General features: G+C 63.1%; 10 protein-coding genes and 2 tRNA genes. 8 read left to right on the top strand and 4 right to left on the bottom strand.

All coding sequences use genetic code 11. The features are described from left to right. Positions 1–70: 70 nt before the first annotated feature. From WBP07_RS04340 to WBP07_RS04325, 4 genes are all read left to right on the top strand, one after another. The gene (locus WBP07_RS04340) at positions 71–850 is read left to right on the top strand and encodes an NAD kinase (protein ID WP_395394478.1); all 780 of its coding nucleotides are present in this window, start codon (positions 71–73) and stop codon (positions 848–850) included. A 156-nt stretch (positions 851–1,006) separates the two neighbouring features. Then, positions 1,007–1,081, top strand: a tRNA-Asn gene (locus tag WBP07_RS04335). Between the two features lie 78 nt (positions 1,082–1,159). Then, positions 1,160–1,234 (top strand) — tRNA-Asn (locus tag WBP07_RS04330). Between the two features lie 240 nt (positions 1,235–1,474). Beyond that, positions 1,475–3,553, top strand: coding sequence for a TonB-dependent siderophore receptor (locus tag WBP07_RS04325; RefSeq protein WP_395394477.1), 2,079 nt, complete (start codon positions 1,475–1,477; stop codon positions 3,551–3,553). A 100-nt stretch (positions 3,554–3,653) separates the two neighbouring features. On the opposite strand, the gene secA is transcribed toward WBP07_RS04325, so the two are convergent. Beyond that, positions 3,654–6,392 carry a preprotein translocase subunit SecA gene (gene secA, locus WBP07_RS04320; RefSeq protein WP_395394476.1) on the bottom strand — a complete coding sequence of 913 codons (2,739 nt, stop codon included), beginning with the start codon at positions 6,390–6,392 and terminating at the stop codon, positions 3,654–3,656. 110 nt (positions 6,393–6,502) lie between these two features. Beyond that, positions 6,503–6,781: a hypothetical protein gene (locus WBP07_RS04315; RefSeq protein ID WP_395394474.1), complete on the bottom strand. Its 279-nt coding sequence runs from the start codon at positions 6,779–6,781 to the stop codon at positions 6,503–6,505. 150 nt (positions 6,782–6,931) lie between these two features. On the opposite strand from WBP07_RS04315, the gene argJ reads away from it, so the two are divergent. From argJ to WBP07_RS04295, 4 genes are all read left to right on the top strand, one after another. Beyond that, the gene (gene argJ / locus WBP07_RS04310) at positions 6,932–8,158 is read left to right on the top strand and encodes a bifunctional glutamate N-acetyltransferase/amino-acid acetyltransferase ArgJ (protein ID WP_395394473.1); all 1,227 of its coding nucleotides are present in this window, start codon (positions 6,932–6,934) and stop codon (positions 8,156–8,158) included. Between the two features lie 17 nt (positions 8,159–8,175). Further along, positions 8,176–8,814: a glutathione S-transferase family protein gene (locus WBP07_RS04305; protein ID WP_395394471.1), complete on the top strand. Its 639-nt coding sequence runs from the start codon at positions 8,176–8,178 to the stop codon at positions 8,812–8,814. A 23-nt stretch (positions 8,815–8,837) separates the two neighbouring features. After that, positions 8,838–9,650 carry an inositol monophosphatase family protein gene (locus WBP07_RS04300; RefSeq protein ID WP_395394469.1) on the top strand — a complete coding sequence of 271 codons (813 nt, stop codon included), beginning with the start codon at positions 8,838–8,840 and terminating at the stop codon, positions 9,648–9,650. 293 nt (positions 9,651–9,943) lie between these two features. After that, entirely contained in the window at positions 9,944–10,852 is a 909-nt protein-coding gene (locus WBP07_RS04295) for a hypothetical protein (RefSeq protein WP_395394468.1), read from the top strand. A 24-nt stretch (positions 10,853–10,876) separates the two neighbouring features. On the opposite strand, the gene WBP07_RS04290 is transcribed toward WBP07_RS04295, so the two are convergent. After that, on the bottom strand, positions 10,877–11,734 hold the full coding sequence (locus tag WBP07_RS04290; protein ID WP_395394467.1) for an energy transducer TonB: 858 nt from the start codon (positions 11,732–11,734) through the stop codon (positions 10,877–10,879). A 268-nt stretch (positions 11,735–12,002) separates the two neighbouring features. After that, positions 12,003–12,323, bottom strand: coding sequence for a thioredoxin (trxA, locus tag WBP07_RS04285; RefSeq protein ID WP_395394466.1), 321 nt, complete (start codon positions 12,321–12,323; stop codon positions 12,003–12,005). Positions 12,324–12,354: the final 31 nt, after the last annotated feature.

Here is a 12,354-nt window from a genome sequence, read left to right as displayed (position 1 = left end):
CTTCAAAATTCGAAAGGTCCCCCGGAAGGATGACGGAGGCGCAGCGGTTGCGCCTTTGAAGGATTTGAAAATGAGCAAAGAACCCCGGCTGGCCCTTGTCGTCTCGGATAGCACCAAGGCGCAGGAAGGCGCAGAGGCGCTGCGCGATGCGCACGATTGGGTCAGCCCGGAAGAGGCGGACGTGCTCGTCGTGCTGGGCGGCGACGGCTTCCTGCTGCACGTGCTGCACGAAATGCTGGACCGTGACAGCATCAAGCCGGTCTATGGCATGAACCTGGGCACCGTGGGCTTCCTGATGAACGGGCCGCACGATCATATCCCGATCATCCATCGCGTGACGGAAGCGCACCGCGTGCCGGTGACGCCGCTGCGCATGTACGCGGTCAGCAACGATGGGCGCGAATTCAAGTACTACGCGATCAACGAAGTCTCCCTGCTGCGCGAAACGCGCCAGACCGCCAAGCTGGAAGTCCGCATCAACGGCCGCGTGCGCATGGAGGAACTGGTGGGTGACGGCGTGCTGGTGGCGACGCCGGTGGGCTCGACCGCCTACAACCTCTCCGCAGACGGCCCGATCCTGCCGCTGGGCGCACCGATGCTGGCGCTGACGCCGCTCAGCCCATTCCGCCCGCGCCGCTGGAAAGGCGCGATCCTGCCCGAAAGCGCCGAAGTGGAATTCCACGTCAACGAGTCCGAGAAGCGCCCGGTGGCCGCCGTTGCCGACCAGAAGGAAGTGCGTGACGTGAAGTCCGTGCGAATCCGGGCCACCAATGAAAAGGAACTGACGCTGCTTTTCGACCCCGGCTTCACGCTGGAGGAACGGATTTTCGCCGAGCAGTTCCAGGTTTAGGGCCCGCGTAAAACCGCGCCTTTCCGGGCTCTTTCACGTGCGCCCGTCCGTTGTGGAAAACTTTTCGCAGCATTTTGGTCAAAGTCAGGGTTGCCAATCCCGATGGCACTGTTATAGGCGCACCCCTGCCCGGCGGTGGAAACACTGACAGGCTGCTCCCCGATAGCTCAGCGGTAGAGCATTCGACTGTTAATCGAATGGCCGTAGGTTCGAATCCTACTCGGGGAGCCACTTCTTTCTGAAGGGCTCAAAGTGCACAGCGCTCATTGATTACCCTTCCGCCCGACGGTGGAAACACCGACAGGCTGTTCCCCGATAGCTCAGCGGTAGAGCATTCGACTGTTAATCGAATGGTCGTAGGTTCGAATCCTACTCGGGGAGCCATTCCTTTTCGCCGCTTCCCAAGCTGGCCGCGCCATTCCCCCATTCCACAGTATCGCCCTTCCCCCCACCACCTGTGGTCGGGAAACCACGCTCCTGCGTTGAAATTGCGCTGACATTGACAAGCAAGGTCGCGCGCCTATGCACGCCGCTATTGCAAGTCAGTCGCATTATCATAGGAGTCAATCAGTGATCGTCACGCAGGGGCCGAAGTCTAGCGATAGCACACATCGCACCGGGATCATGAGGGGCGCCTCGCGCCTTGCTCTGGCAGTGCCGCTGGCGATCGTCGCCGGCATGGCATGCACATCGGCCGCCTGGGCCGACGAGACCGACGAAAGCACGCGCGACCGTGAAATCGTGGTGACCGGCCAGGCACAGCCTTACGCGGTGGACGCACAGAACAGCACCACCCGCCTCAACCTCTCGCTGCGGGAAACGCCGCAGGCGGTGACCGTCATCACCCGTGCCCAGATCGAGGACTTCGGCCTCAACACCGTTGACAGCCTACTCCGCCGTGCGACCGGCGTGAACGTCGACAGCGCCGAAACCGACCGCACCTATTACAACGCGCGCGGCTTCGACATCGTGAACTTCCAGTTCGACGGCATCGGCCAACCGCTCAGCTACGGGCTCCAGAACGGCCAGATCGACACCTCGATCTTCGAGCGGGTGGACATCGTGCGCGGCGCCACCGGCTTGCTTTCGCAGACGGGCAACCCTTCGGCCGCGATCAACTTCGTGCGCAAGCGCCCGACCAAGGAACTGGGCGGCACCGCCAGCCTCAGCTACGGCTCCTACAACGAGATCCGCGGCGACGTGGACGTGAACACGCCGCTGAACGAGGATGGCTCCATCCGCACGCGCTTCGTCGGATCCTATGAGGATGGCGATTCCTACCTCGATTACTACCATACCTCGCGCCTGACGCTGTATGGCGTGGCAGCCGCCGACCTTGGCCCGGATACCGTCGCCACCGTCGGCTATTCCTGGCAGGAAAGCGATCCGCGCGGAGTCAGCTGGGGCGCCCTGCCCTTCACCAATGCCGATGGCACGCCGGCGACCTATGCCCGCTCGACCAATTCGGCGCAGCCCTGGTCGACCTGGTACTCGCTGGACCGCAACCTGTTCGGCGACGTGACGCATGACTTCGGCAATGGCTGGGTCGGCAAGGTTTCCGTGCTGCGCCGTGCGCGCAATCAGGATTCCAAGCTGTTCTACGTCTATTACAGCGGGGATACGCTGGTCGCCTATCCCGGCGCCTATCTCGACAAGCTGCGCGAGACGACGGTGGATGCCAACATTACCGGCAAGCTGAAGATCGCCGGGCGCGAGCACGATGTGGTCCTCGGCGTGAACTACGGCGAATCGCGACTGGTCGAGCAGGAATCGTTGGATGACGACGTGATCGGAACGCCGCTGCCAGGCAACACCGCGTTCGAAGGCAGCTTCCCCTATCCCAACTGGGGCGACTACAGCGTCACGGCCGACTACACGACCAAGATCACCAGCGCCTACGGCCTTGTCCGCCTCTCGCTGGCTGATCCATTGAAGGTCATGCTCGGCGCCAACGTCACCAATGCCAAGCGTAGCGGCACCAGCTACGACGCGCCTTTCGACTTCGACAAGACGAAGTTCCTGCCCTTCGCTGGAGTGACCTTCGACCTGACCGGCAACCTGACCGCCTATGCCAGCTATGCCACGATCTTCAGCCCGCAAGTCTACCTGACGGCCGACCGTTCGAATATCGCCCCGCTCGAAGGCAAGACCTATGAGGCCGGGATCAAGGGCGAATGGAACGGCGGCAAGCTCACCGCCGCCGTCGCGGTGTTCAAGACGCAGGAAGACAACGTGGCCGAAGCGGTCGGATTCAACGACGAGATTCTCCAAACGATCTATCAGGGCGTCGATGCCAAGTCGCACGGTGTGGAAGTGGATGTGGCGGGCGAAGTCTTCGCCGGCATGCAGGTTTCGGGCGGCTATGCCTGGACCGATATCGAGGATGACGAGGGCAACAATGCCCGCGCCTTCATCCCACGCCACACCGTGCGCCTGAACGCCAGCTACACCCCGCCCTTCCTCGATGCGCTGCGGGTCGGCGCCTCGGCCCGCTATCAGAGCAAGATCCACAACGACTATATCGAGCAAAGCGACTACGCGATCGTCGACCTGATGGCACGCTATCAGGTAACCAGGAACGTCTCCGTCGCGGTCAATCTCGATAACCTGACCAACGTGAAGTACTGGACCAGCCTGCAGTGGGACCAGGCCTATTACGGCGCGCCGCGTACCGTGCGCGGCACGCTGGGCGTCAGCTTCTGACATAGAGAAAGGGGCCGCGGCACTACGCCGCGGCCCCTTCGATGTTCTCCAGTAGACGGCGGTCGTTGCAAGTGCAGCGGCCGCCGTTTCCTTATGTGCCTCAGGCCAGTGCGCCGTGGCAGTGCTTGTACTTCTGGCCGGAGCCGCAGGGGCACAGCGCGTTGCGGCTGATCGGCAGGTCAGCGTAGGGATTCTCGCCCGAAGCACCAGCACCGACGCCGGCCTGCGGGCTGCCCGCCAGCGAACCGAACAGTTCCGGCATCAGCGCCGAACCATCGCCATCCGCCGAATTGTCGATGCCGGTCAGCGGATCGATGTGGCCGGTCAGGAAATCCGGCAGTTCGGGAAGCTGAACCGGTTCCGGGATCTGCAGCTGGCTGACCGAGAGAATGCGGGTCACGTCCTCGCGGATAGTTTCCAGCATACGCTCGAACAGGCCGAAAGCCTCGGCCTTGTATTCGTTGATCGGCGTCTTCTGGGCATAGGCACGCAGGAACACGACCTGACGCAGCGCGTCGAGCGTGGCGAGGTGCTCCTTCCAGTAATGGTCGATGCGATCGAGCAGGATCGACTTTTCCACCTGACGCCAGATCGCCGGATCGTCGCCCGCCATCTTGTCGTTCATGTGTGCCTCGGCCATGGCGGCGATGCGTTCCTCGACCAGTTCGGGGTCGATGCCGTCCTCCTCGATCCAGGCTTCGAGCGGCACGTCGAGCGCAAGCATTTCGGCTGCCTTGGCCTTGAGGCCTTCGACATTCCAATGCTCGGGATAGGAACCTTGCGGGCAGGCATCGGCAACGATGGTGTTGACCGTATCGGTGCGCATGTCGACCACGACATCGTCGACCGTCTCGGCATCCATGATGTCCGAACGCTGCTCGTAGACCACCTTGCGCTGGTCGTTCATCACGTCGTCGTATTCGACGACCTGCTTACGCACTTCGTAGTTGCGCGCCTCAACCTTCTTCTGCGCGGTCTCGATGGCCTTGGACAGCCACTTGGAACCGATCGCCTCGCCATCGGCAAGGTTGCTGTTCATCATCTTGGCGAACAGCGTGTCCGGTCCGAAGATGCGCAGCAGATCGTCCTCAAGGCAGAGGTAGAACTTCGAAAGGCCCGGGTCGCCCTGACGGCCGGAACGGCCACGCAGCTGGTTGTCGATGCGGCGGCTTTCGTGACGCTCCGTACCGATGACGCAAAGGCCCCCGGCAGCAAGGACGAGGCGCTTCTGCTCGCCTACTTCGGCCTTGATCTTGGCGATGGCGGCATCGCGCTCAGGCCCTTCGGGCATGTCGCTCAGCTCGTCCTCGACGCGGAACTCGACGTTGCCGCCCAGCTGGATGTCGGTGCCGCGACCGGCCATGTTGGTGGCGATGGTCACCGCGCCAAGGCTGCCCGCCTGTGCGACGATGTGCGCTTCCATCTCATGGAAACGCGCGTTGAGCACCGAGTGCTTGACGCCTTCCTTGTTGAGGAAGTCCGACAGCAGTTCCGACTTCTCGATCGACACGGTGCCGACGAGGACGGGCTGGCCGATCTCGTGCTTTTCGCGGATCAGCTTGGCGATGGCGCCGAACTTGTCGAGCGTGTTCTTGTAGAACTCGTCTTCCTCGTCGATGCGCTGGATGGGCACATTGGTCGGGATGGTGACGACGTTCATCTTGTAGATGTCGTAGAATTCGGCCGCTTCGGTGGCGGCGGTACCGGTCATGCCCGAAAGCTTCGGATACATGCGGAAGTAGTTCTGGAACGTGATCGACGCCAGCGTCTGGTTCTCAGGCTCGATCCGCACGCCTTCCTTGGCTTCGACCGCCTGGTGCAGGCCGTTGGACCAGCGGCGGCCGTCCATCATGCGGCCGGTGAACTCGTCGATGATGACGACCTTGTCGTCCTTCACGATGTAGTCGGTATCGCGCTTGAACATGACCACGGCCTTCAGGCTCTGGTCGAGGTGGTGGACCACCTGCGTGTTCTCTACGTCGTAGAGGTTCGAGCCGACCAGCAGGCCGGCGGCTTCGAGCATACGCTCCGCCTTCTCGACGCCGTCCTCGGTCAGGCTGATGTTCTTGGTCTTCTCGTCCGCCTCGTAGTCTTCCGGCACGAGCTGCTTCACGACTGCGTCGACCTGCATGTACAGTTCGGACTTGTCGTCGGTCGGGCCGGAGATGATCAGCGGCGTGCGCGCTTCGTCGATCAGGATCGAGTCGACTTCGTCGACGATCGCGAAGTTGAAGGGGCGCTGCACCATCTGGCTGCGCTCATGCTTCATGTTGTCGCGTAGGTAATCGAAGCCGAATTCGTTGTTGGTGCCGTACGTGATGTCGGCGCCATAAGCGTCTCGGCGTTCGTACTCGTTAAGGTTCGGCACGATCACGCCGACGGTCAGCCCCAGGAAGCCGTGCAGCTTGCCCATCTGCTCCGCGTCGCGGCGGGCGAGGTAGTCGTTGACGGTAACGACGTGGACGCCCTTGCCTTCCAGCGCGTTGAGGTAGGTGGCGGTGGTGGCCACCAGCGTCTTGCCCTCGCCCGTGCGCATTTCCGCGATTTCGCCGCGATGGAGCACGATGCCGCCGATCAGCTGCACGTCGAAGTGACGCATGCCGAACACGCGCTTCGATGCTTCGCGCACAGTGGCGAAAGCTTCGGGCATGATCTGGTCCAGCGTGCTGCCTTCGGACAGCTGGTGGCGGAACTTGGCGGTCTGCGCGCTCAGTTCGTCATCGCTCATGGCTTCAAGGACAGGCTCGAAAGCGTTGATCTGGGCGACGATCTTGTCGAGCGACTTGACGTAGCGGTCGTTGGACGAGCCGAAAATGGACTTGGCGAGTGCGCCGAACATGGCGGGAATCCCTGTTTTCGTTTTAAGTCATGAAAGTCGGATATGCGCGCAGCCGCCCTTGGCGGAGCGCGTGAAAAGGTTTCGCGAAGCTGCGAATGAAGCCGGCGCGCTTACTCGCGCGCGCGGTCTATCCCGGTCAGGACTGCCGGAACCGCCAGCGAAACCGGCGCCGCGACAAGCGGCGGGGCATGGCGGCGGGTGTTGCGCAGGCCCGGTTCGGGCAATTGCGCAAGGCCGACCGGCGCGCGGGGAGCCTTTGCGGCAACGGCGGCTTCGATCAGCACGACCTGCAGGCTGGCCACCTGCGACGCACGCGCTTCGGCAGGGCCGATCTGTGCGGCAAGGCCCGTCAACAGGGCCAGCAAAGTCAGGATCAGGCGATTTGCCATGGCGGATCAGATAGGGGCCGCTTTCCGCCCTGTCCACACAAGAGAGCGCCGCAGCCCAATTTACGCACGGAAGATCGCCGTAAGGCTTGCAGGTTATATTGCCGCTACGGCGACTATTGACCTGTCATAGCCATGCGCTAGGCACCCGCCATGGCCTATCCCACCTCTCCGCTCGCCTCGCCCTTCCCCGCCATGCCGCCGATCGCCGGCGTCACCCCGCACGTAGTGCGTGCCGGGTACAAGGATTGGGGCCGATGCGACCTGACGTACGTGGAACTGGACGAAGGCACCGCCGTAGCCGGTGTATTCACGAAGAACCTGTGCTGCTCCAGCGAAGTGGAACTGGGGCGTGACAATGTGAAGCAGGGCCATGCCCGCGCGCTTGTCGTCAACGCCGGCAATTCCAACGCCTTCACCGGCTATCGCGGGCGCGAGGCGGTGGAGCAGATCATGGACCAGGTCGCCGCCCATATCGGCTGCCCGCGCGAACAGGTCTTCGTTTCCTCCACCGGCGTGATCGGCGTGCCGCTACCCAAGGACAAGGCGCGCGAAGGCGTGGAGAAGGCTCTCACCGCCGAGCCCTGCTCGTGGGAAGAGGTAGCCAACACGATTTCCACCACCGACACGTTCGCCAAGGGCGCGACGGCGACCGCGATGATCGGCGATACCAAGGTCACTCTTGCCGCCGTCATCAAGGGCTCGGGCATGATCGCGCCGGACATGGCGACGATGCTGGGCTATATCTTCACCGATGCCGCCGTGGAGCCTGCGTTCCTTCAGGAATGCCTCTCCGCCGCGAACTTCCGCACCTTCTCTTGCATCACCGTCGATTCGGACACCTCGACCAGCGACACCGTGCTGGCCTTCGCCACCGGCAAGGCCGGCAACGCGCCGATCTCCTCGATCGCCTCGCCCGGCGCCCACGCTTTTGCCGCCGCGATCCATGATGTCTGCCGCCAGCTTGCCCACCTTGTCGTGCGCGACGGCGAAGGCGCGCAGAAGTTCATCGAAGTGGCCGTCTCCGGCGCCGTCTCGGACGAGAGCGCGAGGCTGGTCGGCATGGCCATCGCCAACTCGCCGCTGGTGAAGACCGCCATTGCAGGTGAGGACGCCAACTGGGGCCGCGTCGTCATGGCCGTGGGCAAGGCGGGCGAGCCGGCCGACCGCGACAAGCTCTCCATCGGCTTCGGCGGCACCTGGGCCGCGCGTGAAGGCCTGCCGCTCGCCGACTACGACGAGGCCCCCGTCGCCGCCCACCTCAAGGGGCAGGACGTCACTATCGAGGTCGATCTGGGCCTTGGCGAAGGCGCCGCCACCGTGTGGACCTGCGACCTGACCCACGGCTACATCTCGATCAACGCCGACTATCGCAGCTAAGGGGGCGGAGCCAAACGATGACCACACCCGTGTTCACGATCTGGGGTCGCCTGAACTCCCACAACGTCAAGAAGGTCGCCTGGTTCGCCGAGGAACTGGGCCTCAATTACGTCCGCCACGATATCGGCGGCCAGTTCGGCTATACCGAGGAATACCTCGCCAAGAACCCGAACCGGCTGGTGCCGATGATCGAGGACGGCAAGCTCTCGCTCTGGGAATCGAACGCGATCCTGCGCTACATGGCCGCCGAATACGGCGGTGAGCGCTGGTTCCAGCGCGATCCCATCGACCGGGCGCTGGCCGACCGCTGGATGGACTGGCAGATCACTTATGCCGACGCGCAGCGCGTACCGTTCCTGGCGATGGCCCGCACCCCGCGCGATCAGTGGGACATGGCCGCCATCGAACGCGACGTGAAGACCTGCATCGCCCACCTCACCGTCCTGGAACGCACTCTCAGCAAGCAGCAATGGCTGTCCGGCGGCCAGTTCGGCATCGGCGACATTCCCATGGGCGTCTACGCCTACACCTGGTTCAGCCTGCCGCTCGACCAGTTCGGGCTGGAGCGCCCCGAATTCCCGGCACTCACCGAATGGTACGCCCGCATCCGCGAGCGCAAGGGCTATGCCCAGCAGGTCATGATCCCGCTTACCTGACCCCCACACCAAAGGCCTCCCGCATGATCACCCCCACGCTTCACACTGCGGTCGAAACGATCATGCGCGAGGTTACCCGCGATGTGATCCTGCCGCATTACCAGTCGCTGACGAGCGAGCAGATCATCAGCAAGGCGGTGAACGACGTCGTCACCGTGGCCGACCGGCAGAGCGAGGCGATCCTGACCGAACGCCTCACCGCCCTGCTGCCCGAAGCCGCCGTGGTGGGCGAGGAAGCGACCTTCGCCGACGAGAGCGAGTTGCTGAAGCTGAAGGACCGGCTCTGCTGGATCGTCGATCCGCTGGACGGCACCAACAACTTCGCGTCCGGCAAGGCGCCGTTCGGCATGCTGATCGCGCTGGCCGACAAGGGTGAGACGCTGGGCGGCTGGATCCTCGATTGCCTGACCGGCCGCTTCTGCCACGCCTCTACCGGCGGCGGCGCCTGGGTGAACGGCGAACGCCTCAGCGCCCGTGACACTGGCGAGCAGCCGCCCGTCGCCGCGATCTCGCTGATCTTCACCGAAGAATCGCGCCGCGAACGGATCCGCACCGAAGTTGCCCCGCACTACCGTATAGTCGACATCCCCCGCTGCGCCGCCGAACAATACCCCCGCCTCGCGCTGGGCCAGAACGACGTGGCCATTTTCGAACGCACCCTGCCCTGGGATCACGCAGCCGGCGCACTGTTCCTCAACGAAGCCGGCGGCATGGCGGCGCGCCCCGACGGCAGCCCCTACCGCGCGGACGAGATCGAGCGGAAGGGCCTGATCGGCGCCGCCTCGCCCGCCCTCTTCGAAGACCTTGCCCAGCGCCTCGCCGCCCTGGAGGCCTGATCGCCCAAGGCGACACTTTGGCGCAAGGTGACACTCCGGTTGACACAGTTGACACGGTACTGAGGCAAAAGGTGTCACCTTGCGCCAAAGTGTCGCCTTGAACGCCCGATCTGTCACCTTGCGAGCGGCACAGCCCCGGATTTCCAACGATTTCAAAGAGCTTTGCCACGCCGAAGAGTGGCAGATCACTACGATGTAGGAAAATCGCTCTCCCCTGAAACGACGGGGGCGCCGCCTTGACCGTCCGGGCAAGCCGGATGAGACTTGAAGCCGCATTTCACAGGCGGCTTCGGATGCGTATCCCCCTCTTTCTGCTCGCAAGTTTTCCATCGCTGGCGCTCGCCGGGGTTGCCGAGGCCGCGCCCCAGCCTCTGGGCACGATCTGGCAGAACGGCCGCGATGCCGTGGTCGTGACCCCCTGCCCGCCCGGCGGCGACACCGACGCCTATTGCCGCGCCGTCGAAGTTCGGCAGGGCGAAAAGGTTACGCCGCTTGGCACGGGGTATATGGTGGTGACGCCCTTGTGGATCGCAAGTTCGCCGGCCTCGACACCGACCCTCGTGGTCCTCGGCGACAATGGAGGCTCAGGCAGCCTTGGCGACCTGTTCGTCATCAGCCTCACACCCGAACTTGCGATACGCCGGCTGCGGGACGAACGCATGGATAGCGTGGCGGTGCGCTCGGACGGCGCCTCGCCCGCGTTCGAACTGCCTTTCGATATCGAGTTCTTCAATGGCGCCCCGCACGCCGGGGCAGTGATCGTGAAGCTGCCGGTTCGCTGGAAAGCAGGTCCGCAAGGCGGCGATTTCGCGCTCGATTTCAGGGCCATGGTCGGCCCGCCACCATCTGCCGAACAACTGGAGACCCAAGCGGCGGCGATGCGCCAAGAACTGGCTGAATGGGCAAGAGACAAGCACGCAGTCACCCGACTCTATCCGCCGGAAGCCAGCGCGGGCACTCCGGTGACCGTTCAAACCCTTGCCGATCTGGTTCTCTCGGGACACGCCGATCTTGCGCGGGACCTGCTGCACCGCGCCTGGCCCCGCAACGCTGGACATCGGCTTGAAGGGGAAAACGCATTCTGGACCGCGCTGTGCACCGTGATCGCCCGTCACCCACTGTGGAAGCGACTGGCCCTCGACCAGCTACCTCACCCCGAATTGATTATCGTCGTAGCTAGGGCGCAGATCCCATCTCAATAGGCCAAAGCCGACGCGCAAACCCTCTCAAAGCTTGAAAATCGCGGCGCTGTCCAAAACCCACGTCATGGGCTTTTTGTCGCTATCGAGCGCAGGACTGAAACGTGCCTTGCGAACCGCGTCGCAGACAGGTTCATCGAACCCCTTGTCGGCGTAGGATTGAACCACATGGCATCCAATGACCGCCCCGTTGGCATCGACGATGACGACAAACGGTACGCGCCCCTCTTTGCCAAGCCGAGCCAGTTCTAACGGATATCGCTTGAGCACATCGGCCGTGAAAGCCATCGGATCCAGCAGCTTGGGATACTTGGAAATCCGCCCCTTCATCGTCGGATCGACGCCCCAGCCCGAATAAAGATCGTTCACGCATCGATCCAGATCGGCCAGTGCTTCACCCATGCTTCCGGTTTCCAGCATCACGTTCATGTCGCCTGCGGAAATGGCGACACGTTGCACTGCACCGGCGGTCTCGACGCCCGGCAAGCGGATTTCTGAACTGTTCCCGCCAAAACGGGTGCGCAGGATGATCGTCGCGCCGAACTGCGAATTTTGCGCCGACAGAGGCAAACCTCCGTCGATCGGCGCGCCCGGCACGAAAGCGACGGTCACCGGCACGTCCGGCGCGACACCTTCCACGGGATAGCCGGACAAGGTGACTTCCGCACTGCTGGTGCCGAGATGCGAACGGCTTAGCCGCAGCAGAACGGGCCTGTCGGCCGCCCCGAAACGCCGATAAACAGTGCAGGCGTCATTTGCCTCTTTCAGGTTCCACCCGGAGGACGGCTGCAGCACGACTTCCTGCGTTTCGGAATGCGCAGCGCAAGTCAGGGACAGAGCGCCCAGAAAACCCACCCATCGAAATTTCTGCAGCACCTTCATCATGTTCCCCCACAATATCCGCGACTTATCCGAATTGCCGCCCCGCTGGCAAACTTCTGCTACACTTCGATGTCTTCGGCCGGAGCGGGCAAAGAAAAACCCCCTCGGCATCGCTGCCGAAGGGGGCTTTTCCGTTTACTGCTTGGGGAAATCGGTACCCCGGCGAACCCTTAGAGCGTTTGATCCGATTACATCGGGCCAAATGCTCTAAGATTTTGGTTTGCCGCGTTTTCCGAGTCATCAGGTGATTTCCACCTGATTAGAAAACGCTTTAGAGTTCGCCTTCGAGCCAGCCCTTCAGCGCGCTCTTGGGCGCGGCGCCCAGCTTCTGCGCGACGGCCTTGCCGTCCTTGAACAGCACCATCAGCGGGATCGACTTCACGCCGATCTCGGCCGGGATGCCGGTGTTGGCCATGATGTCCATCTTGGCGATGGTCACCTTTTCGCCCAGCTCATCGCTGATTTCTTCGAGGGCGGGGCCGATCATCTTACAGGGGCCGCACCAGTCAGCCCAGAAATCGACAAGAACCGGCTTGTCCGACTTCAGTACGTCGGCTTCGAAACTGGAATCGGTAACAGCGATGGTCGCCATGAAATTGAACTCCTCGGGGGTATCTCGGGTT

Origin of the sequence: Novosphingobium oxfordense, from assembly GCF_044029435.1 — a bacterium.
GTDB lineage: Bacteria > Pseudomonadota > Alphaproteobacteria > Sphingomonadales > Sphingomonadaceae > Novosphingobium.
The sequence above is the reverse complement of the archived record's forward strand: the minus strand, read 5'-3'. Positions and strand labels throughout refer to the sequence as shown.

Excerpts from the sequence above, each read along its gene's own strand:
- WBP07_RS04340 (WP_395394478.1), top strand. The coding sequence starts at position 71 with ATGAGCAAAGAACCCCGGCTGGCCCTTGTCGTCTCGGATAGCACCAAG.
- WBP07_RS04325 (WP_395394477.1), top strand. The coding sequence starts at position 1,475 with ATGAGGGGCGCCTCGCGCCTTGCTCTGGCAGTGCCGCTGGCGATCGTC.
- secA (WP_395394476.1), bottom strand. The coding sequence starts at position 6,392 with ATGTTCGGCGCACTCGCCAAGTCCATTTTCGGCTCGTCCAACGACCGC.
- WBP07_RS04315 (WP_395394474.1), bottom strand. The coding sequence starts at position 6,781 with ATGGCAAATCGCCTGATCCTGACTTTGCTGGCCCTGTTGACGGGCCTT.
- argJ (WP_395394473.1), top strand. The coding sequence starts at position 6,932 with ATGGCCTATCCCACCTCTCCGCTCGCCTCGCCCTTCCCCGCCATGCCG.
- WBP07_RS04305 (WP_395394471.1), top strand. The coding sequence starts at position 8,176 with ATGACCACACCCGTGTTCACGATCTGGGGTCGCCTGAACTCCCACAAC.
- WBP07_RS04300 (WP_395394469.1), top strand. The coding sequence starts at position 8,838 with ATGATCACCCCCACGCTTCACACTGCGGTCGAAACGATCATGCGCGAG.
- WBP07_RS04295 (WP_395394468.1), top strand. The coding sequence starts at position 9,944 with ATGCGTATCCCCCTCTTTCTGCTCGCAAGTTTTCCATCGCTGGCGCTC.
- WBP07_RS04290 (WP_395394467.1), bottom strand. The coding sequence starts at position 11,734 with ATGATGAAGGTGCTGCAGAAATTTCGATGGGTGGGTTTTCTGGGCGCT.
- trxA (WP_395394466.1), bottom strand. The coding sequence starts at position 12,323 with ATGGCGACCATCGCTGTTACCGATTCCAGTTTCGAAGCCGACGTACTG.